Source organism: Arthrobacter sp. SDTb3-6, assembly GCF_013376095.1.
Lineage (GTDB): Bacteria > Actinomycetota > Actinomycetes > Actinomycetales > Micrococcaceae > Specibacter.
Map to the genome: position 1 here is coordinate 62,561 of NZ_JAAMFN010000017.1, position 21,751 is coordinate 84,311.

Annotated in this window: 19 protein-coding genes; 8 read left to right on the plus strand and 11 right to left on the minus strand. The window is 67.3% G+C overall.

Annotation, left to right across the window (positions count from 1 at the left end; genetic code table 11):
* Positions 1-4: 4 nt before the first annotated feature.
* The 5 genes from G6035_RS10165 to G6035_RS10185 form a co-directional block, all read right to left on the minus strand.
* A complete protein-coding gene (locus G6035_RS10165; RefSeq protein WP_371130956.1) occupies positions 5-1,087 on the minus strand; it encodes a phosphotransferase family protein in 1,083 nt (360 codons plus the stop codon).
* Entirely contained in the window at positions 1,084-2,397 is a 1,314-nt protein-coding gene (locus G6035_RS10170; RefSeq protein WP_176616997.1) for an acyl-CoA dehydrogenase family protein, read from the minus strand. The genes G6035_RS10165 and G6035_RS10170 overlap by 4 nt, the downstream gene beginning before the upstream one ends.
* Positions 2,397-3,230, minus strand: a complete 834-nt coding sequence (locus G6035_RS10175) for an SDR family oxidoreductase (RefSeq protein ID WP_371130957.1) — start codon at positions 3,228-3,230, stop codon at positions 2,397-2,399. The genes G6035_RS10170 and G6035_RS10175 overlap by 1 nt, the downstream gene beginning before the upstream one ends.
* A gap of 53 nt (positions 3,231-3,283) precedes the next feature.
* Positions 3,284-4,144, minus strand: coding sequence for a hypothetical protein (locus G6035_RS10180; RefSeq protein ID WP_176616970.1), 861 nt, complete (start codon positions 4,142-4,144; stop codon positions 3,284-3,286).
* A 195-nt stretch (positions 4,145-4,339) separates the two neighbouring features.
* Complete coding sequence (locus tag G6035_RS10185) at positions 4,340-5,854, minus strand: helix-turn-helix domain-containing protein (RefSeq protein ID WP_371130958.1); 1,515 nt, start codon at positions 5,852-5,854, stop codon at positions 4,340-4,342.
* Between the two features lie 96 nt (positions 5,855-5,950).
* On the opposite strand from G6035_RS10185, the gene aceA reads away from it, so the two are divergent.
* The 3 genes from aceA (at position 5,951) to G6035_RS10200 (ending at position 9,933) form a co-directional block, all read left to right on the plus strand.
* Complete coding sequence (gene aceA, locus G6035_RS10190) at positions 5,951-7,273, plus strand: isocitrate lyase (RefSeq protein WP_176616972.1); 1,323 nt, start codon at positions 5,951-5,953, stop codon at positions 7,271-7,273.
* A 108-nt stretch (positions 7,274-7,381) separates the two neighbouring features.
* Positions 7,382-9,046, plus strand: a complete 1,665-nt coding sequence (aceB, locus tag G6035_RS10195) for a malate synthase A (protein WP_176616973.1) — start codon at positions 7,382-7,384, stop codon at positions 9,044-9,046.
* Positions 9,047-9,225: 179 nt separating this feature from the next.
* Entirely contained in the window at positions 9,226-9,933 is a 708-nt protein-coding gene (locus G6035_RS10200) for a DsbA family oxidoreductase (RefSeq protein WP_176616974.1), read from the plus strand.
* A gap of 100 nt (positions 9,934-10,033) precedes the next feature.
* Here G6035_RS10200 and G6035_RS10205 read toward each other — a convergent pair whose 3' ends face one another.
* The 5 genes from G6035_RS10205 to G6035_RS10225 all read right to left on the minus strand — a co-directional run bounded on the left by G6035_RS10205 (position 10,034) and on the right by G6035_RS10225 (position 15,919).
* The gene (locus tag G6035_RS10205) at positions 10,034-10,873 is read right to left on the minus strand and encodes a carbohydrate ABC transporter permease (protein WP_176616975.1); all 840 of its coding nucleotides are present in this window, start codon (positions 10,871-10,873) and stop codon (positions 10,034-10,036) included.
* Positions 10,866-11,840: a carbohydrate ABC transporter permease gene (locus G6035_RS20600; protein ID WP_256882339.1), complete on the minus strand. Its 975-nt coding sequence runs from the start codon at positions 11,838-11,840 to the stop codon at positions 10,866-10,868. The genes G6035_RS10205 and G6035_RS20600 overlap by 8 nt, the downstream gene beginning before the upstream one ends.
* Before the next feature lie 151 nt (positions 11,841-11,991).
* Positions 11,992-13,299, minus strand: a complete 1,308-nt coding sequence (locus G6035_RS10215; RefSeq protein WP_176616976.1) for a sugar ABC transporter substrate-binding protein — start codon at positions 13,297-13,299, stop codon at positions 11,992-11,994.
* 326 nt (positions 13,300-13,625) lie between these two features.
* Positions 13,626-14,696 (minus strand): LacI family DNA-binding transcriptional regulator, encoded by a 1,071-nt coding sequence (locus G6035_RS10220; RefSeq protein ID WP_176616977.1) that lies wholly within the window; start codon positions 14,694-14,696, stop codon positions 13,626-13,628.
* Positions 14,693-15,919 carry an ROK family protein gene (locus G6035_RS10225; protein WP_176616978.1) on the minus strand — a complete coding sequence of 409 codons (1,227 nt, stop codon included), beginning with the start codon at positions 15,917-15,919 and terminating at the stop codon, positions 14,693-14,695. Before G6035_RS10225 ends, G6035_RS10220 begins: the two co-directional genes overlap by 4 nt.
* A gap of 154 nt (positions 15,920-16,073) precedes the next feature.
* On the opposite strand from G6035_RS10225, the gene G6035_RS10230 reads away from it, so the two are divergent.
* The 5 genes from G6035_RS10230 (at position 16,074) to G6035_RS10250 (ending at position 20,824) form a co-directional block, all read left to right on the plus strand.
* Entirely contained in the window at positions 16,074-16,808 is a 735-nt protein-coding gene (locus G6035_RS10230; protein WP_176616979.1) for a sugar phosphate isomerase/epimerase, read from the plus strand.
* A 5-nt stretch (positions 16,809-16,813) separates the two neighbouring features.
* Positions 16,814-17,926 (plus strand): Gfo/Idh/MocA family protein, encoded by a 1,113-nt coding sequence (locus G6035_RS10235; RefSeq protein ID WP_176616980.1) that lies wholly within the window; start codon positions 16,814-16,816, stop codon positions 17,924-17,926.
* Between the two features lie 10 nt (positions 17,927-17,936).
* A complete protein-coding gene (locus G6035_RS10240) occupies positions 17,937-19,160 on the plus strand; it encodes a Gfo/Idh/MocA family protein (RefSeq protein ID WP_176616981.1) in 1,224 nt (407 codons plus the stop codon).
* 2 nt (positions 19,161-19,162) lie between these two features.
* A complete protein-coding gene (locus G6035_RS10245; RefSeq protein ID WP_176616982.1) occupies positions 19,163-20,164 on the plus strand; it encodes a sugar phosphate isomerase/epimerase in 1,002 nt (333 codons plus the stop codon).
* A 279-nt stretch (positions 20,165-20,443) separates the two neighbouring features.
* Positions 20,444-20,824: an RNA-binding S4 domain-containing protein gene (locus G6035_RS10250; RefSeq protein WP_176616983.1), complete on the plus strand. Its 381-nt coding sequence runs from the start codon at positions 20,444-20,446 to the stop codon at positions 20,822-20,824.
* A gap of 121 nt (positions 20,825-20,945) precedes the next feature.
* Here G6035_RS10250 and G6035_RS10255 read toward each other — a convergent pair whose 3' ends face one another.
* Positions 20,946-21,713: a TM2 domain-containing protein gene (locus G6035_RS10255; RefSeq protein ID WP_176616984.1), complete on the minus strand. Its 768-nt coding sequence runs from the start codon at positions 21,711-21,713 to the stop codon at positions 20,946-20,948.
* Positions 21,714-21,751: the final 38 nt, after the last annotated feature.

The following is a 21,751-nucleotide window of genomic DNA, read 5'->3' on the forward strand; positions in this document are numbered from 1 at the left end:
CGCCCTACGGCAGCCGCTGCGCGAACCCGGCGGCTGCCTCCAAAAGGCGCGGCACGCCCTCCTCCAGCACGGCACCCAGGGAGGGCCCGCCGTCGTCCCTCCCGCCCTGCTGCCAACGGGCGTAGATCGCCTCACAGAAGATCGCGGCCTTCCACAGCGCCAGCGCCTGATACCAGGGCAACGCGGACAGGTCCAGCCCGAAATGCTGGTTGTACCGTTCCACCAGCTCCTCCCGCGTGAGGTACCCGGGCTGCGCCGTCACCGAGGTCAGTTCCATCAGCGTCCCGGGTGATCCGGCCTGCGCGTATGTGGCGGTCAGGTAGCCCAGGTCGGCCAGGGGGTCGCCGAGCGTCGCCATCTCCCAGTCCAGCACGGCCTGCACGCGCACGGGCCCGGAGCGGCGGAACATCAGGTTCCCCACCCGGTAGTCGCCATGGACCAGGGCGGTGCGCTGCGTGGCGGGCCGGTTCGCCTCCAGCCACTGCGCCAGCTCCGCAACCTGCGGCAGGTCCCGGACGGCCCCGGCGTCCCACAGCCCGGCAAAGCGCGCCACCTGCCGCCGCAGGTATCCCTCCGGCCGCCCGATCCCGGCAAGCGCGCCCTTGCCGCCATCCACCGAATGCAGCCGCACCAGCATGTCCGCGACGGCCTCGCTGGTGGCGCGCCGCTGCCCGCGACCGTCCAGGTGCGCCGGAACCGTGTCCGTGACCACGTCGCCGTCCAGAAACTTCATGAGGTAAAACGGCCCGCCCAGGACGTGCGTGTCCGCGCAGACGGCGAGGATTTTCGGCACCGGAATGCCCCACGGCGCCAGCAGCTGCTGGAGGTGCGCCTCCCGGACCATGTCGTGGGTGGACGGCGGCAGCGGCGGCCGGGGCCCGCGCCGGAGGACGACGTCGGCACCCCGCCTTTTGATGCGGAACGTCACGTTGGACTGTCCGTCGCCAATGCGGTGCCAGTGCAGGGGCCCGGTGCCGATCCCGGAGGCGTCCAGGTATTCCTCCAGCCGGTCCACCACCAGCAGCGGCGGCACTTCCATCCGCTCCGCCTCGGCCGCCGTCCGGGCCACGTCCCCGCCGCCGGTCACGGGAAGTCCCCGGCGTCAATGCGGGCCGCGCCCTGGAACGGTTCGCCGCCCTCCACCTCGCGGCGCCTGGCCGCGGAGGCCCGGCGCGCGATGGCCCATTTGTGCGTCTCGGTGGCGCCGTCGTAAATCCTGAAGGGGCGGACCTCGTTCAGGTACTGGGCCAGGGGGAGCCCGTCGGAGACCCCGTCTCCCCCACACAGCTGCACGGCCCGGTCGATGACCCGGTAGACGGCCTCGGAACAGTGCACCTTGGCCACGGAGGACAGTGCGGCCCCGGCCTGCGGATCGGTGCCGAGCAGCACGGCGCACCGGCCGATGATGGCGTCGGAGGTTTCAAGGTCGATCACGGAGGAGGCGATCAGCTCCTGCGCAATGCCCAGCCCTGAAATGGGTCCACCAAAGATCTCGCGGGTGTTGGCGCGGTCCAAGGCAATGTCAAGGGCCCGGCGGGCCAGCCCCAGCCAGCGCATGCAGTGGGTCAGCCGCGCCGGGCCAAGCCGCAGCTGGGCATGCCGGAAGCCCAGGCCCACCCTGCCCAGCACGGCGTTGTCCGGCACGCGGACGCCGTCGAAGTGCACGTGCGGGTGGCCGCCGGGCAGGTACTTGTCCATGGTGTGGATGGCCGCGCCGACGCGGACCCCCGGCGAGTCCATGGGCACCAGGAACATGGTGGCGCCGGCGGGCGCCGCGTCCTTCCCGGCACCGGCCGGCCCGGTATCCGGGGTGCCGGCACCAGCGGTTACGGTTTCCGGCGTGCGGGCCATGACGATTGCGAAGCCGGCAAAGGTGGCGCCGCTGGTGAAGCGCTTGTGGCCGGTGATGGTCCAGTGGCGGCCGTCGTGCACGGCGGTCGTGGCCAGTGCGCCCGGGTCGGACCCGGCCCCCGGGTGCGGCTCGGTCATGGCAAAGCAGGAACTGATCTGCCCGGCCGCCAGCGGCGCCAGATAGCGGCGCTTTTGTTCGGCCGTGCCAAGCAGGTTGAGCATGTGCATGTTGCCTTCGTCCGGCGCCATGCAGTTCAGCGCGGCCGGGCCGATCGGGGAATACCCTGCCTCCTGGAATATGGGGGACCAATGTTCCAAGGGCAGCCCCTGCCCGCCAAATTCGCGGGGCGCGTGCGGGGCGTAGACGCCGGCGGCCTTGGCGGCCTCCCCGAGCTCCCGGCGCACTGTCAGGTTCAGGGCCTGCCCGGGACGCGGCTCCGCCGGGATGACGGTGCCGCGGATGAACTCGCGGGTGCGCAGGCGCAGCTCCTCGGCTTCGGCGGGCCCCGGGCCGGCCGGCCGGGACGGCCCCGCGTGCTGCCCCATCACTGCCGGTCCTGGCCTATTCCGCCGGCGACGAGCAGGCCGCCATCGAGCGTGAGCACCTGGCCGGTGACCCAGTCCGCGTCCGGGGAGGCGAGGAAGGCGACGGCGGAGGCAACGTCGTCGGGCGTGCCCAGGCGCTTCAGGGGATACGTGGCGGCCACTTCCGCCTCGCGCCCCTCATACAGGGCCCGGGCAAAGCGCGTCTTGACCACGGCCGGCGCCACGGCGTTCACGCGCACCGCCGGCGCCAGTTCAAGGGCCAGCGTGCGCGTGAGGTGGGAGACGGCGGACTTGCTGATGCCGTACAGGCCGATGCCCGCCGCCGGGACCACGCCGCTGGCGGAGGACACGTTCACTACGTTGCCGCGGCGCTCCCGGAATCCCAGTCCCGGGCGGTCCAGCACGGCCCGGGTCCAGGCCAGCGTGGCGAGCACGTTGAGCTCGAAAATCTTGCGCGCCGCGTCCATGTCGACGGTTTCCAGCGGACCGTAGGCGGGGTTGATGCCAGCGTTGTTGACCAGGATGTCCAGCCCGCCCAGTTCACGTTCGACGCCGTCCATCACCTCCGCGCGGTGCGCCGGGTCGTCCGCGTGCCCGGCAAAGGTGACCACGCTGCCGGCCGGGAAAGTGGCCGCGGCGTCCGCGAGCTGGTCCGCGCCGCGGGCGGTGATCGCCACGCGGGCCCCTTCCGTGGCCAGCCTCCGGGCGATGGCCAGGCCGATCCCCCTGCTGGCGCCCGTGACTATGGCCGCCCTGCCGTTGAAGCGGTGGCAATTGACGTTCATGGCACCCTTTCCGTCCCCGGTCCGCTGCCGGCCGATAGTTGCCAGCATGCTGCGGATCGGGGCGGCGGTCAAGGGTGCGGGCCCGTTGCGGGCGGCTGTTCCTAGGCTTGGGCGAACCCGTCTTCGTCGTCAAATTCAACGGTGGCGATGACTTCCCTGGTCTTCGGATCGATCATGAAGGCCTCGTCCTCCTCCTCGACCATGATGAAGTCGCCGTGGTCGGTGCCAAAGTGCCAGGCCGGGACGGTTTGACCCTTGTGCTCGAAGTTGGGGTCCCCCATGGTGACTTTTTCCAGCTCGTAGCCGGCCGTGCTGCACAGTTCCCGGATGACGGCCTCAAACTCGGGAATGTTCTCCAGCCCGGCTTCCTCGGCCTCGGCCTGGCGCTGCGCCAGGTTGGGGATCCGGGCCGCACGCCCGGCGATGTGGGCGGCAAGCCCGTCCGCGTCGAGGAGGAGCAGGCCTTCCTGTCCCTTGAGCCAGGCGGCGCTGAGCGCCGTGAGGTCCTCGGTGTCCAGGAGGTCCTCGAAGGCCCCGTCGAGGGCTTCCATGTGCTGGACACCCTCGCTGCGAACGTCGGCGACGTCGTAGTCCTCGTCGAGGTCGCCGTCCAGGTAGGCTTCGGAGTCCGCTTCGGACAGCGAGTCGAAGTAGGCCGTGGTCCGGTTGAAGAGCTCCAGGTGCTGCCCGGCGCCCATGCCCTCCAGCCCTTCGCGGATGTAGGCGTCGAGTTCTTCGCGGTCCGGGGACATGATGACGTACTGGGCGAATCCGCCGTCGAGCGCCTGGGTCAGGTAAAAGTCAACGAAATAGCTGCACAGGGCGTTGGGGGCCATCTCCCCGGAGTTGAGCAGCGCCTCGAACATGGCGTTCACCACGGACACGTTGGAATCAACAACGGCCGCATCGTCGGCGTCAGGGCCCTGCACGGTCAAAACAACGGGGTACTGGATCTCGGTCACGAAGGAATTCCTCACTGCAGGGAGCCTGTGCTGCTGACTGACACCTCCACGGTACGTCGCACACCATGCCGCCTTGGCGCCCGCGGGGTGAACGTCGGGCGACCATTCGGCAACCATTCCCCGACGCCCGGGCCGGCGTCGGGTCCCGGTGCCGCGCAGGGTTGGCAGCCAACGGCGCGCAGGAGCCGGAGCCGGTCACGCTCCCTGGTGCGCGGCCAGGAAGGTGTACACCTCGGTCTCGTCCACGCCCGGGAACGCACCCTGCGGCATCGCTGCCAACAGGTGCGAGTTCGCACGGGTGGACGGCCAGGCGTTCCCGGCCCACTGCGCGGACAGCTCGGCGGGCGGGCGGCGGCAGCAGTCCGGGTCGGGGCACTTGGACTGCGAGCGCTCCTTGGTGTCACGCCCGCGGAACCATTTCACGTGCTCGTAGGGGACGCCGATGCTCAACGAGTACTCCCCCGAGGAGTGCCGTTCCGTGCGGGCCGTGCACCAATAGGTGCCCACCGCGGTGTCCGTGTACTGGTTGAAGGCCCGGAACTTGTCCGGCACGTCAAAGACGGCCCGTGACGTCCAGAACCGGCACACGGCCTGCCCCTCGATGGCGCCGGTGTGGTCGGCGGGGAAGTTCACGCCGTCGTTCTCGTAGGCCTTGTGGATGATCCCGGACTCATGCACCTTCTGGAAGTGCGTGGTGATGCCCAGGTGCTCAGTGGCCAGGTTGGTGAAGCGGTGCGCGGCCGTCTCGTAGGACACGGCGAACGCGTCCCGGATGTCCTCGATGGCCAGCTCCTTGGCGGCCTTCGCTTCCTTCAGGAAGTCCACCGTGGCGTGCTCGGGCATCAGCAGGGAGGCGGCAAAGTAGTTCGTGTAGACGCGCTGGCGCAGGAAATCCGCATAGTCGCGCGGCGTCTGGTGCCCCAGGACATAGTGGCCCAGCGCCTGGAGCAGCACGGAGCGGGGGTCGTGGTCGGAGCGCTGGCCGTGCGTGAGGTAAATCCGGTGGTTCTTCAGGTCCGTCACGGAGCGGGTGGAATGCGGCAAATCCCCCACATAGTGCAGGTCAAAGCCCAGGTGCTCGGCAATGTCCGCCGCCACGTGGTGGGACAGCGGGCCCCGGTCATGCCCCACCTTGTCCAGCAGGTCCTGGGCCTGGCGCTCAATCTCCGGGTAGTAGTTGTTGCGGGCCTTCATCTCCCCGCGCAGTTCGGAGTTGGCCCGCCGCGCCTCCTCGGGCGTTGCGGACTGTTCATCCAGCCGGCGTTCCAGCTCGTGCTGCAGCCCCACCAGGGACTCCAGGATTTCCATGGAAAGCCGGGAGCTGACGCGGACCGTGGGCAGTCCCAGCGACTGGTACAGGGGCCCGCGCTGCGCCCGTTCCAGCTCGATTTCCAGCGCCGCCCGGCGGCTGGGCGGCTCCGCCCCGAGCAGCTGGTCCAGGCTGACGCCGAGGGCCCCGGCCAGGTGCTGGAGCAGGCTGAGTTTGGGTTCCCGCTTGCCGTTTTCAATCAGGGACAGCTGCGACGGCGCGGACCCCACCTTGGCGCTGAGGTCGTCGAGCGTCATGCCCAATTTCTTGCGCAGGTGGCGGACCCGGCGGCCCAGCGCTATCAGGTCCACTTCGCCGTCCCCCTTGCCGTCGCGTGGGGCCCCATCGCCCAGATTCCAGCCCGCATTGTTCATTTCTTGAGAATACGGGAAGAAGTGCAAATCTTTCCACCCTTTTTCTCTGGAAAGCCCTTGCAAAGCCCTGAATAGTTGATTTCAAGAAGAAGGACCAAGGATTCCAGCAAAGGAGCTTTCCCCATGACTGCAGCATTTGAACCCGCAAAGACGCCGGAACAGACCAACGCTGAGGCAGCCGCGGCCCTCGAACTCGAGTGGGAGGCCAACCCCCGCTGGGAGGGGATCGAGCGCTCCTACCCGGCCTCCGACGTCGTCCGGCTCCGCGGCCGGGTCCAGGAGGAGCACACCCTGGCCCGCCGCGGTTCGGAAAAGCTCTGGGACCAGCTGCGCAACGCCGGTCCGGAAGGCTACACGAACGCGCTCGGCGCCCTGACCGGCAACCAGGCCGTCCAGCAGGTCAAGGCCGGGCTGAAGGCCATCTACCTCTCCGGCTGGCAGGTCGCCGCCGACGCCAATTCCAACGGCAACACCTACCCGGACCAGTCCCTGTACCCCGTGGACTCGGTGCCCAAGGTGGTCCGCCGCATCAACAACGCCCTCCTCCGTGCCGACCAGATCGAGTTTTCCGAAGGCAAGCAGAGCGTGGAGGACTGGCTGGTGCCGATCGTGGCCGACGCCGAGGCCGGCTTTGGCGGGCCGCTGAACGCCTACGAGCTCATGAAGTCGATGATCACCTCGGGTGCGGCCGGCGTGCACTGGGAAGACCAGCTGGCCAGCGAAAAGAAGTGCGGGCACCTGGGCGGGAAGGTCCTGATCCCCACGGCCCAGCACGTGCGCACGCTCAACGCCGCCCGGCTCGCCGCCGACGTCGCCGGCGTCCCGTCTGTTATTGTTGCCCGTACGGACGCCGAGGCCGCCACCCTGATCACCTCCGACGTTGACGACCGCGACAAGCCGTTCCTCACCGGGGAGCGGACCGCGGAAGGTTTCTACAATGTGCGCAACGGGATCGAACCGTGCATTACCCGCGGCCTGGCCTACGCACCCCACGCCGACCTCATCTGGATGGAAACCGGCACCCCGGACCTGGAACATGCGAAGAAGTTTGCCGAAGGCATCCACGCGCAGTTCCCCGACCAGATGCTCGCCTACAACTGCTCGCCGTCGTTCAACTGGAAAAAGCACCTGGACGACGCCACCATCGCCAAGTTCCAACGCGAGCTCGGCGCCATGGGCTTCAAGTTCCAGTTCATCACCCTGGCTGGCTTCCACGCCCTGAACTACTCGATGTTTGACCTTGCCCACGGTTACGCCCGCAACGGCATGAGCGCCTACGTCGACCTGCAGGAGCGCGAATTCGGCGCAGAAGAACGCGGCTACACCGCAACCAAGCACCAGCGTGAAGTGGGCACCGGCTACTTCGACCTGGTGGCGACGGCGCTGAACCCAAACAGCGGCACCCTCGCACTGGCAGGCTCCACCGAAGCCCAGCAGTTCCACTAACAGCTTTCCCCCTCATCTGTGTTGCAGCTGGTGGACCGATCCGACCCGAAACGGCGGGTTTTCGTCCAACAGCTGCAACACAGATGGACCAGACTTGGAGCAAACACCATGAACTCAACCAACAGCCTGAACGGATTCACGATCAACGGCATCACCCTGACGGCACCGCCCATCCACCGCCAGGATGAGATCCTGACCCCGGAGGCCCTGGACTTCATCGCGGCCCTGAACCGTGCGACGACGGCGCGCCGCCAGGAGCTGCTGCAGGCCCGCCAGGTGCGCCGGCGCCAGATCCTCAGCGGCAGCGACCCGCGCTACCTGCGCGAAACGTCCGGCATCCGCGAGGACCCTCGCTGGCGGGTCGCCCCGCCGGCCCCCGGGCTGGAGGACCGCCGCGTGGAAATCACCGGCCCGGTCGATGCGAAGATGGCCATCAACGCCCTCAACTCCGGAGCCAAGGTGTGGCTGGCGGACATGGAGGACGCGTCCACGCCGACCTGGGGCAATGTGATCCGCGGCCAGGTCAACCTGATCGACGCGCTGGAACGCCGCATCGACTTCACCACGCCCGAAGGAAAGGAGTACCGCCTAAACCCGGCCGAGGACATGCCGACCATCGTGGTCCGCCCCCGCGGCTGGCACCTGCCGGAAAAACACCTCCTCATCAACGGAAAGCCGATGGCCGGCGGGATCGTGGACTTTGGCCTGTACTTCTTCCACAACGCCCACCGGCTCATCGCCCAGGGCAAGGGGCCGTACTTTTACCTGCCGAAGATTGAAAACCACCTCGAAGCCAGGCTCTGGAACGACATCTTCGTCCAGGCCCAGGACCTGCTGGGCATCCCGCAGGGCACCATCCGCGCCACCGTCCTGATCGAAACCATCACCGCGGCCTTCGAAATGGAGGAGATCCTCTACGAACTGCGCGACCACGCCGCCGGCCTGAACGCCGGGCGCTGGGACTACCTGTTCTCCGTCATCAAGAACTTCCGCACCCGCGGCCCGCGCTTTGTGCTCCCGGACCGCAACCAGATCACCATGACGGCACCGTTCATGCGCGCCTACACCGAACAGCTGGTCCGGGCCTGCCACCGCCGCGGCGCCATGGCCATCGGCGGCATGTCCGCCTTCGTGCCCAACCGGCGCGACCCGGAAGCCAACGCCAACGCCATGGAAAAGGTCCGCGCGGACAAGACCCGCGAGGCCGGCGACGGCTTCGACGGCTCCTGGGTGGCCCACCCGGACCTGGTCCCCGTGGCCATGGAGGTCTTTGACGACACGCTGGGCTGGAACCCGAACCAGATCAGCCGCCTGCGCGAGGATGTCGAAGTGGACGACCGCGCCCTGCTGGACGTGGCCGGCACCCAGGGCACCATCACCGAGGACGGCATCCGGGACAACATCTGGGTGGGCATCCAGTACATCGAGTCCTGGCTGCGCGGCCACGGCGCCGTCGCCCTGAACAACCTCATGGAGGACGCCGCCACCGCGGAAATCTCCCGCTCGCAGATCTGGCAGTGGATCCACAGCCAGGCCATCACCGACCAGGGCGAACTCATCACCTTCGACTGGGTGCAGGAAATGCTGGAGGAGGAATTCGCCAGGATGCCCCGCTTCGATGCCGACCGCTTCGACGACGCGCTGGAAATCTTCGAGGCCGTGGCCCTGGGCGAGGAGTTCCCCACCTTCCTGACGCTCTCCGCCTACGCCAACTACCTGCACGAAACCCCCGCGCAGGAGCCGGCCCGCAAGCGCGAGCTCGCCGCCGCATAGTTTCACAAGTCTTGGCTGGCCTGCCGGACACGTCGCCACTGACCGCCCGAAATCCGGGTCCCGGCGGCCCAGCCAGAATACCGACAGGCCCGACCACCCCATCCGGTGGTCGGGCCTTGTCATGCCCCGGGCGGCGGGCCCTCCGGAATAACCGCCTCCCGTTCCCCGTTGCCGCAATTATGAAGATTGAAATCTGGTCCGACGTCGCCTGCCCGTGGTGCTACATCGGCAAGCGCCGCTTTGAAACTGCCCTGGATGGGTTCCCGCACAAGGATTCCGTGGAGGTGCAGTGGCGCAGCTACCAGCTGGACCCCAGCCTCCCGGAGCACTACGACGGCACCGAGATCAGCTACCTTTCCGAGCGCAAGGGCATGGACCCTGGCCAGGTCGCGGGCATGTTCGCCCATGTGACCGAGCAGGCTGCCGGCGTGGGCCTGGACTACAAGTTCAACGACGTGGTGGTCGCCAACAGCTTCAACGCCCACCAACTCATCCACCTGGCTGCGGCCAACGGAAAGGCCGACGCCGTCAAGGAAGCCCTGCTTTCGGGCCACTTTGAGCACGGCGAGGACATTGGCGCCCGCGAGTTCCTGGTCCGCACCGGAACCGCCGCAGGGCTGGACGCCGCCGCCATCAACGAGGCGCTGGACACCGGCAAATACGCCGACGACGTCCGCCACGACTTTGCCGAGGGCCGCGCGCTCGGCGTCCAGGGCGTGCCGTTCTTTGTGATTGACAGGAAGTACGGGATCTCCGGCGCCCAGCCGTCCGAACTGTTCGCCCAGGCCCTCAACGAGGCATGGCAGGAAGCGAATCCGCTGACCATGGTGGCCGCCGCCAGCGCCGATGGCGCCGAGGTGTGCGGTCCGGACGGCTGCGCGGTCTAGCGTCCACGGCCGACGGCGTGCCAAGCTGTCCGGGACGGGTGAAATTTACCACGCCCCCGCCAGCTTGGCACGCCGTCGTCGTCCGGCGGTGCGGCAGCGGCTACTTGACGGCGCCGGCCGTCAGGCCCGCCACGAAGTTCTTCTGCAGGAGCAGGAAGCCGATGACGATTGGGATGGAGACCACCACCGAGGCTGCCATGATCTGGTTCCAGTACACGTTGGTCTGCGTCGAGTAGAGCTGCAGGCCCACGGCCAGGGTGCGGTTGGCGTCGGTGGTCATGACGGAGGCGAACAGCACCTCGCCCCAGCTGGTCATGAAGCTGTAGATGGCCACCGCGACCAGGCCCGGCCGCGCGGTGGGCAGGATGACCGTGATCAGGGCCCGCATGGGGCCGCAGCCGTCCACCTTGGCCGCCTCGTCCAGCTCCCGCGGGATGCCGTCGAAGTAGCCGGCCAGCATCCAGATGGAAAACGGCAGCGAGAACGTCAGGTAGGTGATGATCAGGCCGGTGCGGGTGCCCACGAGCTGGACACCGAAGTTCGTGTTGATGTTCACGAAGATCAAAAACAGCGGCAGCAGGAACAGCACGCCGGGCAGCATCTGGGTGGAAAGCACCGTGGTGGAGAACACCGAGCGTCCGCGGAAGTTGTACCGGGAGATGGCGTAGGAGGCAAAGATGGCGATGATCAGCGACAAAACCGTGGCCACGCTGGAGACAATCACCGAGTTGACGAAGTAGTTCCCCAGCGGAACGGTCTGCCACATGTCGATGTACGGCTGGATGGTCAGGGTCTTGGGCCACCAGGAAAACGCGCCCTGGACATCCTTCAACGGCTTGAGCCCGGAGATGACCATGACCCAGATGGGCACGATGGTGAAGATGCTCAGAATCGCGATGGTGGCGATCCTGAAGGATTTGGCACCGGTGGTTTCACGCACGGTCTTTCCTCCGGTTCATGAAGAGCAGGTAGATTCCGCTGACAATGAGCAGGAACAGCAGAAGCAGGACGGACATCGCCGCACCGGAACCAAAGTTCCAGGTCAGGAACGAGGCGTTGTAGATGTGGAAGGAAATCAGGTCGCCGGCCGGGGGCTGGGAACCGCCGAACAGAACGAACGGGGTGTTGAAGTCGTTGAAAGTCCACAGGAACATCACCAGCAGCAGCACCATGTTGACCGGACGCAGCATGGGCAGCGTGATGGACGACCACTGGCGCAGCGGCTTGGCGCCGTCCACGGCCGAGGCCTCGTAGACGTCGTTGGGGATCGACTGCAGCCCGGCCATGAGCATGAGGAAGGCAAACGGCCACAGCCGCCAGATCGCCACGATGACAACGGCCCAGAAGGCGTTGTCGCCGATCAGCCAGAAGGGCCTGGCACCCGGCAGGCCAAGGTTGTCAAAGAAGAAGTGGTTGATGGCCCCGTTGTCCTTTTGCAGCATGAACTTCCACGCGATGACGCCGGCGTACATGGGCAGTGCGTAGGGAATCAGGAACAGGGTGCGGAAGAAGCCGCGGCCAAAAAAGGACTTTTGCAGGGCCACCGCGGCCGCCATGCCCAGGCCCCAGGAGATGCCGACCACCAGGATGGTGAAGGCGGCCGTGATCAGGAAGGACTTGAGCAGCCCGGCGCCGATCGCGGAGTTGAAATCGAGTGCGATCTGGTAGTTCTTCAGTCCCGTGACGGGTGCATTGCCCCAGTTGGAGATGTACATCTTGGTGAGCTTGAGAAAGCTCATCCAAATGCCGGTGGCCATCGGGATGACATGGATGACCAGTTCGAAGACGACGGCGGGGGCCAGCAGCGCGTACGGCAGCCACCAGCCGGCCTTGCGGGTTTTGCGTTTCCCGCCCCTGGCCGCCTTGTCGGCGGCTCCGGACTTGCGGGTGGTGGTGGTTGCAGACACTGCGGCACTCACCTTTCTTCGGAAGTGTGGAAATGGGGAAGGGGCGGGGCCGGCGATGCGGGCCCCGCCCCTTCGTCACCGCTGGATGGGCCCACGGGCCCGGATGCCCCTGGTCCGTCCCGGCTGCGGGCCGGACCAGGTGCGTGGGGGATCAGCCGGCGGCTTCCACTGCCTGCTGGGCCGTGGTCAGCGCCGCCTTGATGTCAGCCTTGGAAACGGTGCCGCCGGAGGCGACCGTGGCGAACATTTGGTTCATGGCCTTGCCCACGGTGCTTTCAAACTGGTCCTCGGCAGAAACCAGCGGGAGGGGCTTGGACTTGTTCGCGTAAATGTCCTCGAACGTCTTGGCCAAGGCGGAGTCCGTGGTGAAGGTCGGGGTGACACCGGCCAGGACGGGAAGTGCGGCAAAGGACTTGTCGAGCGTGTTTTGCGTGTCCTTGCTGGTCATGAACTTCACGAACTTCAGTGCCGCGTCCTTGTTCTTCGTGTTCTTGAAGATGGACATGTTGATGCCTGCAACCATCGTGGCGATGTCCTTGCCACCCGCGGGGGCCGGGAAAGCCACCACGCCGAACTGGTTGTCCTTCATGCCCTGGGAGGCGATGGAACTGTTCGCGTTGTTCTGGCTCAGGACCATGGCAGCCTTGCCGTTGGCAAAGTCGTTGATGGCCTTGGTGCCGTTGTCGTACTGGGCGTTGCCGGGATCCACCACCTTGTCCGTCTGCATGAGGTCCAGGTAGCGGGCAATGCCGTTGACGACGCCGTCGGAAGTGAAGGTCGGCTTGCCGGATGCGTCAAAGAACTCCGCGCCGTTCTGCGCCGCGTTGATGAAGGCAAAGTGTGAGTTTTCCGTGTAGCTGCCGGCGGCCAGGGTCATGCCGTGGACGGAGCCGGTGGTCAGCTTCTTGGCGTCGGTGACCATTTCCTCCCAGGTGGTGGGAGGGGTCAAGCCGGCATCCTTGAACATGGCCTTGTTGTAGTACAGGCCGTAGGCCAGACCATACAGGGGCACCGAGGTGGGGTCCTGCCCCGGAACGCCGCCGGTGTCCATGGCGGTCTTGACGAACTTGTCCTTGCCGCCGATCGCGGTAAACGCGGCGGAGTCGAACGGCATGAACGCGCCGGTGGACTGCAGCGAGGCGGCCCAGGTGTTGCCGATGTTCAGCACGTCGGGAGCCTGGCCGGAGGTGACTGCCGTCTGGATGCGGGTCTGCAGGTCGTTCCAGCCGATGACTTCCAGGTTGACCTTGATGCCTGTCTCATCCTGGAATTTTTTCAGCTCCGGGGTGAGCACTTCCTTGTCATTTTCAAGGCTGGTCCCCTGGTTGCTGGCCCAGTACGTCAGCGTGGTCCCTGAGCCGCCCGTGGAGCCGGAATTGGTGGTGCCACCACTGCAGCCGGTGGCGGTGACCGCCAGGGCTGCGATTGCCGCTGCTGCGGCAAAAGTACGAATTTTCACTTTCGCGACTTCCTTGTCATTGTCGTGGGATACCCGAAAAGTTGGTTCCTAGGTGTCTCGGGCGGACCCGTTTCTCATCGTGAATCCAAAGCTAGACGAACTTATGCCGAGCGTCAATCAAAAGTTGAAGGTTAATTTTCGGCCTATTGAACTACATCCATCAGATCTCCCAACAGAGGACGCCCTACATGGCTGCAATATTGGCGAAAAACCTTGAAAATTCAGGGATTTAAGTGTGTCCGGGCAGACGTATTTCCTGTGACCAGCCTAACTGAACCGGTTCAGCAAAATCGGATTGTTACCGCTTTGTTATGAAGCTGCGGGGTTCAAAGGGCGGCGTTGGCGAGGCTTTCCCGCCCGTGCAGCACCCCGGCGGCCATCGCCACGTTCGCGGTCTGGTGCCCGGCGATGGTTTCCAGCAGCAGGGCGGCCGAACGACGCCCCAGCTCCATGGTGTTCCGGGCCAGCGCGGCGACCGCCGGCGAACTGAGCTGGCACAGGATCGAATCGTCCCAGCTCAGGATGGAAACCTGGCCCGGGACGGCAATCCCGAGCCGCTTGAGCGCCCGGAGCCCGCCAATGGCCATGAGGTCGTTGCCGTACGCGATGGCGGTGGGAAACTCAGGGGCCCCCGGCGCAAGGCCGGCGACGACGGCGGTGGTCGCCTTGCCGCCGTCGTCCGCGGTGTAGTCCGAGGTGCTGAACACGGCCGTCATGCCCAGCCGGCTGGCATGGGAATGGATGCCGGCACGGCGGGCCGCCTCGTGCGTGAGCCCCGGCGGGCCGGAGACGTAGGCGATGTGCCGGTGGCCGCGCGCGTGGAACGCCTCCACCACGGTGGCCGCATCCGCGCCCTGGTCCACCGTGGTGTTGGCGCCAAACGGCGTGGGGCCGGCGTCCTCGGCGGCGCCCACCAGCACGTGCGGCAGGCTCAGCCCCGCCAGCAGCTGGGGGCGGGGATCGTCGGCAAAGCGGTCGAAGACGATGACCCCGTCCACGCGCCGCTCCCCCGCCCACCGCCGGTAGACGTCCAGGTCGCGGCGCGGCTCCGGGGGCGGGGCGGGGGTGACCATCCGCAGCATCAGGTTCATGTCGTGCTCGCTGAGGACGGCCTCGATCCCGGCCAGGACGTTCATGTAAAACGACTCGGAGCCCACCTCCTCCGGGGTCCGCGCCAGCACGATCCCGACGGCCTCGCTGCGCGACTGCGAGAGCGCCCGGGCGCTGGAGCTTGGATACCAGCCCAGCTCCGCGGCGAGCGCCAGGACGCGGGCGCGGGTCGGTTCGCTGACCCCGGGCTGGCCGTTCAGCGCGTAGGAAACGGAGGCCTTGGACATGCCAAGGCGCTGGGCCAGGCCCGCAATGGTCACCTTTCCCGCCGGGCCGGACCCGCTCATGACGGCTGCTGTTGCGCCAGCAGGCGTTCGACGCCGGACGGGGCGAGCACGTGGTCAATCACCAGGCGCCCGGCGCCCAACACGCCGGCGTGGTCGGCGGCCATGGACTGGACAATGCGCAGCCGCGCCGTGGCGAGCGGCAGGGACCGCTGGTACACGATTTCCCGCACGCCGGCCATGAGGTACTCCCCGGCCGAGGAGAGCCCGCCGCCGATGACAATGACCGACGGGTTGAGCAGGTTGACGCAGGCCGCCAGCACGTCGCCCACGTCCCGGCCGGCCTGGCGCATGGCCGCGATGGCCGCGAGGTTTCCGCGCCGGGCCAGCTCCAGGACGTCCTCGCCGGTGGCCGCCGGGACGCCTGCGGCTGCCAGCGAGGCTGCCACGGCAGGTCCGGACGCCAGGGCTTCCAGGCAGCCGTGGTTGCCGCACCGGCACAGCACGTCGCCGCCGCGGGGGACGCCGATATGCCCGATGTCCCCGGCCGTCCCGTCGGCCCCGCGCTGCAACAGCCCGCCGCTGATGATGCCGGCTCCGATGCCGGTGGCGACCTTGACGAAGAGCAGGTTTTCAGCGTCGGGCCAATAGGTGGCCCGTTCGCCGAGGGCCATGATGTTCACATCGTTGTCCACCAGCACGTTGGTCTTGAACCGCCGCTGGACGTAGGCAGGAACGTCAAAGCCGTCCCAGCCGGGCATGATGGGCGGGCTCGCGGGCCGTCCGGTGGAATGTTCCACTGGCCCGGGCAGGCCGATGCCGATGCCCACCAGTTCGCGTTCGTGCCGGCCGGACTGGGCGAGCAGCTGCCCGGAATGCTCCAGCACGGCGTCCAGCACGGGGACCGGGCCGGTGGAGATGTCGATGGATTCGCGCAGCTCGGCGAGGATCTTGCCGCTGAGGTCGGTGAGCCCGATGAGCACGTGCGTGGCGCCGACGTCGATGGCCAGGACCACGCGGGCCGTGGGTTGGAAGGCAAAGCGCGACGGCGGGCGCCCCCCTGAGGAGACCGCCTCGCCGGCGGGCCCGATCAGGCCGGAGCCGGCCAGGGCGTCAATGCGCGCCGCAACCGTGGAGCGGGCCAACCCCGTGATTTCCGTCAGTTCCGCCCGGGTCCTGGCGTGGCCGTCGCGCAGGAGCTGGAAGACGTCGCCCGCCCGGGAGGTGCCGGCGCCCGGGGCACCGCCGGCGGTGGCTGGGGTGGGCAGGGCTGGTGAGTGCGGCATCCACAACAAATAACACACTGGCCCCCTTCTGTCACACTTCTATCCGACGAAATTCCAAGTTGGGGAATTTCTTCCCAACTTTTGCTTGACGGCCGTCAAAAGTTCCCCTAGCTTGGAGAAGAACAACCAATTGCACCTTTCGAGGAGACCCTCCGTGACGTATTCACTGCAGCTGTACACCGTGCGCAAACCCCTCGAGGAGGACCTGCCCGGCACCATTGCCCGCGTGGCGGAACTTGGCTTCACGAAGGTGGAGCCGTACAACTTTGTGGCCACCGCCGACGCACTGGCCGCCGCATTTGCCGAGAACGGCATCACCGCCCCGTCCGGCCACGCGCCCTTGCTCAAGGACGACCAGGACGGGATTTTCCGCGCCGCCCGGACGCTCGGCATCACCACGGTCATCGATCCGTTCATTCCGGCCGAGCAGTGGCAGAACGCCGAGGACATCCAAAAGACGGCCGCGGCCCTGAACGCCGCGGCGAAGAAGGGCGCCGAATACGGCATCCGCGTCGGCTACCACAACCACTCCTGGGAGCTGGAGTCCAGGATAAACGGCACCACGGCCCTGGAGTACCTTGAAACGCTGCTGGACCCGGAGGTGGTCCTGGAAGTGGACACCTACTGGGTTTCGGTGGGCGGCGCCAATGCCGTGGACGTGCTGGCCCGCCTCGGCGATCGCGTGAAGTTCATCCACATCAAGGACGGCCCCCTCACCATGGACACCAAGGCCCAACTGCCGGCAGGCCAGGGCGAGGTACCCGTCTGGGACGTCATTGACGCGGCAAAATCACTGGAGGTCGGCGTCGTGGAGTTTGATGACTACGCCGGGGACATCTTTGACGGCATCGCCCAAAGCCTTGCCTTCCTCAACCGCGGAAAGGCCTGAACGCCATGACTGCCACCAAAAGCGGGCCGGTCGGCGTCGCCGTCATCGGCGCCGGCAACATCAGCAAGCAGTACCTGGACCACCTGACCACCTTCCCGGACGTCGTGGTCCTGGTCGTCGCCGACCTCTTCGAGGAAGCCGCCGCCGCACGGGCCGCCGAATACGGCATCGCGGCCTCCGGCGGGGTGGATGCGGCATTGGGCCACCCCGACGTCGAGATCGTGGTCAACCTGACCATCCCCGCGGCCCACGTTGAGGTCGCCACGGCGGCCGTGCGCGCAGGCAAGCACGTATGGACGGAAAAGCCGTTCTCGCTGGACCGCGAAAGCGGCCTGGCCCTGCTCAAGGAAGCCCGGGCTGCGGGGGTCCGGCTCGGCTGCGCCCCGGACACCTTCCTCGGCGCCGGCCTGCAGACCGCCCGCCGGCTCATCGACGCCGGGGAAATCGGCACCCCCCTGACCGCGCTGACCATGTTCCAGTCCCCCGGCCCCGAATCCTGGCACCCGAACCCGGCCTTCCTGTTCCAGGCCGGTGCGGGCCCGCTGTTCGACATGGCCCCGTACTACCTCACCGCGCTGGTGCAGGCGTTCGGCCCCATCGCCAAGGTGGCCGCCGTCGGTTCCACCGCCTTCCCCACCCGCACCATCGGTTCCGGGCCCAAGGCCGGGGAAGTGTTCGACGTCGAGGTCCCCACCCATGTGAGCGCCATCGCCCAGTTCGAGTCCGGCGCCTCCTCGCACAGCGTCTTTAGCTTTGAGTCCCCCAGGGCCCGTGTGGGGTTCGTGGAAATCACCGGCACCGAGGGCACCATTTCACTGCCGGACCCGAACAACTTCGACGGCGACATCCGCCTGTGCAGGCGCGGCGAGGAGGAATGGTCCACGATTGCCGCCGAGGGCCCGTCCAACGGCCGCGGCATGGGCGTGCTGGACCTGGCCCGTTCGCTCCGTTCCGGCGTCCCCCACCGGGCACCGGGCGAGCTTGCCTACCACGTGCTGGACGCCATGGTCTCGATCGCCGAGTCGGTGGACAGCGGCGAATTTGTCACCGTTGACAGCACGGCCCCGGCCTCCGCACCGCTTCCCGCTGACTGGGACCCCACCCAGGCAACCCTCTAGGAATCCCCCGATGACCTCCCTCCAAGTTCCGGCCGGCACCCGTCCGCTGGGCGTGGCCGTGATTGGCTACGCCTTCATGGGCCAGGCCCACTCCCACGCCTGGCGCACCGTGGCCAGCCACTTTGACGTCCCGGCATTCGAGCAAACGGTCATGGTGGGCCGGAACGCGCAGGCCGTGGCCGCGGCTGCCGCCAAGTACGGCTGGCGGGAATCCGCGACGGACTGGCGGGAGGTCCTTGCCCGGGACGACATCGACATTGTGGACATTTGTGCCCCCGGCTGGCTGCACGCGAAAATTGCGACGGCGGCCCTCGCCGCGGGCAAGCACGTCCTCGTAGAGAAGCCGTTGGCCAATTCCCTGGCCGAATCGGAGACCATGGTTCGCGCCGCCCGGTCCGCCCGGGCAGCCGGGGTGCGCTCCATGGTGGGCTTCAACTACCGCAGGCTCCCCGCGCTTGCGCTGGCCCGCCGGCTCATCGCGAACGGAAGGCTCGGCACCGTCCGCCAGGTCCGCGCGTCGTACCTGCAGGACTGGCTGGTGGACGGCGAATCGCCCATGACGTGGCGGCTGCGCAAGGAATCTGCCGGCTCGGGTGCGCTCGGGGACATCGCCTCCCACGCCGTCGACCAGGTCCAGTTCCTGCTCGGGGACACCGTCACGGCGGCCTCGGGCATGCTGCACACCTTCGTCACCGAACGGCCCGGCCCGGATGGTCCGGAACCCGTGACGGTCGACGACGCCGCCTGGGCCAGGCTGTCCCTGGCCGGCGGCGCCATGGCCAGCGTGGAAGTGTCGCGGGTGGCGCTGGGGCAAAAGAACGCGCTGCGGCTGGAGGTTTATGGCACAACCGGGTCAATAACGTTCAACCTGGAAAACCCGAACGAGCTGTATTTCCTCGACGGCACGGAACCGGTGGAGGTCCAGGGCTTCCGGCGCATCCTGGTCACCGAGCCCGAACACCCGTATGTTTCCGGCTGGTGGCCGCAGGGGCACGTGCTGGGGTGGGAGCACAGCTTCCCGCACCAGATCCGCGATTTCCTGCTGGCCATTGACGGCGGCACCGACCCCTCGCCGTCGTTCGAGGAGGGGCTGGGCGTCCAACGCGTCCTGGCCGCCATTGAGTCCTCGTCCGCAGCCGGCGGCGCCACAACGCCGGTTGAGCCTGTCGAAACCGAGCCCGTCGAGACCCAGCCTGCCGAACCCGCACCCTCATCCATCGCGTCTAGGAGTTAACCATGCCCCGCCCGTATACCCTGTTCACCGGCCAGTGGGCCGACCTGCCGTTCGAGGAAGTGGCCCGCCTCGCCTCCGAATGGGGCTACGACGGCCTGGAAATCGCCTGTTCCGGGGACCATCTTGACCCGTGGCGCTGGGACGAGCCCGGATACGTCGAGGGCAAGCTGGCCCTGCTGGAGAAGTACGGCCTGAAGGTGTGGGCCATCTCCAACCACCTCAAGGGCCAGGCCGTCTGCGACAATCCCATCGACTTCCGCCACCAGGCCATCGTCGGCACCAGGGTGTGGGACGACGGCGAGCCCGAGGGTGTTCGCCGGCGCGCGGCCGAGGAAATGAAGCTGACGGCCCGCCTGGCCCAGGCCCTGGGCGTGAAGACAGTGGTCGGCTTCACGGGCTCCTCGATCTGGCAGTACGTGGCCATGTTCCCGCCCGTCCCGGCGGCCGTGATCGACGCCGGCTACCAGGACTTTGCCGACCGCTGGAACCCGATCCTGGACGTCTTTGACGAATGCGGCGTGCGCTTTGCCCACGAGGTGCACCCGTCCGAAATCGCCTATGACTACTGGACCACGGTGCGCACCCTGGAGGCCATCGGCCACCGGGAGGCGTTCGGGCTGAACTGGGACCCGTCGCACTTCATGTGGCAGGGCATCGACCCGGTGTCCTTCATCTGGGACTTCAAGGACCGGATCTACCACGTGGACTGCAAGGACACGAAGCTGCGCCTGACGGGCCGCAACACGGTCATGGGCTCGCACCTGGCCTGGGGCGATCCCCGCCGCGGCTGGGACTTCGTCTCGGCCGGCCGCGGCGACGTGCCGTGGGAATCGGCGTTCCGCGCGCTGACGGCGATCGGCTATGACGGCCCGATCTCCGTCGAGTGGGAGGACGCCGGCATGGACAGGCTCCAGGGCGCGCCCGAAGCCCTGGCCGCCCTGAAGAAGTTCAACTTCGCGCCGTCGGAGCTGTCCTTCGACGCCGCCTTCAGCCACCAGGACTGACTCCTCGAACGGGCACTTAACGGGGATGTTTCCGGCGAACATCGCCGTTGAGTGCCCGCTGGCGCGATGCCCGGGCGGGTCGGGGTGGCCAGTCAAAACCTGCGCCGCCGTCGTAAGGACCGCGGCGCAGAAGAGGACCAGCGGCAACCACAAACAGTAATAGCTGCTTTCCTATTACGATTTAAGCAATCAAATGTGAACAAGTGAGCCGCCATTCGCACCACCGCAGGCCCGCCCGGCGCAGAACGGGACGCCGTCGGCGCTAAAGTGGATGCCATCATGAGCATTCCAAAAACCGCACCGGCCTCGGTCCGTATTGATGCGTGGCTGTGGTCCATCCGCGTGTACAAGACACGCTCCGTGGCGACGGCGGCCTGCCGTGCCGGGCATGTGAAGCTCAACGACGTCAATGCCAAGGCCGCCCAGACAGTGGTACCAGGCGACACCGTCCGCGTCCGCGAGTCCGGCTGGGAACGCATCCTGGAGGTGCGCCGCCTGATCAACAAGCGCGTCGGCGCCGAGGCCGCATCCCACTGCTTCACCGACCACACTCCCCCGCGCCCCGTGCTGCCAGCGCTCGGCCTCCCGCAACGCGACCGCGGCACCGGCCGCCCCACCAAGAAGGACCGCCGCGACATGGACAGGCTCCGCGGCGACTGACCCTTCCGGTGATCGAGCATCGAGATCCGGCACGTGTATCGGTCGGCTCATCACGGCTCCGGACGCCGATCGCGGAAAGGGACACCGGTAGAACGGCGTCCCTTCCCGTCCCCGTCCCCGGCTAGCGCTTTTCCTCGACCGTCACGGTCCAGGAATCGATGTTGGCCGCACGCACGTCGAGGTAGTACTTGCCAGCTGACTTGTGGAGGGCCGTCACGTTCGCGTCCGGCTTGCTCAGCATGACAAGGGGGAACGCGCCGTCCTTGGCAATGTCCTTTCCTTCGGGCTCCAGGTAAACGGCGGCCACCACCGTGTCGGCTCCACCCTTGAAGTCGTAACGCAGCTGCGCCTCGCCACCCGTCAGCTCAAAGACCTGGCTGGAGCTGTCGGCCGTGCCGCTCAGCGTCGCCACGGTGGTCCACTTCTTGGCAACCGGGGCGGCTTCTTTCTTGGCCGGAGCGGCAGCGGGCGCAGGGGCAGCGGGCGCAGCAGCGGCAGGCGCCACCGGTGCTACAGGTCCAGCGGCAGGTGTTCCGGCACCGGATCCGGCGGTGCCACCGGACACGGCGCCCACCACCAGCAGCACGGCGGTGACAATCCAGGCAAGAACCTTGTGCTTCGCATAGCCGGCCAGCAGCTGCCCCCGCTTGTCCGTCTGCTTCCCGGCGAGCGTGATGATGAGGTCCACGAGCGTCCAGATGCCCAGGCCGCCAAGGGTGACGAGCTTGAGGATCCCGGTGCCGGCCTTGCCCAGGTAGAACCTGTCGACGCCCAGGCCGCCAAGCAGCAGGGACAGGACCCAGGTGGTGACGAAGGACTTGGTGCCGGTGACGCCCGGCAGTGGTACGGGCTGCAGGAACGGGGTCCCCGGCTTGATGGTGTGAGTCATGGTTGTTTCCTTTCGTGGACGCGGTGGGTGGGCCGCGT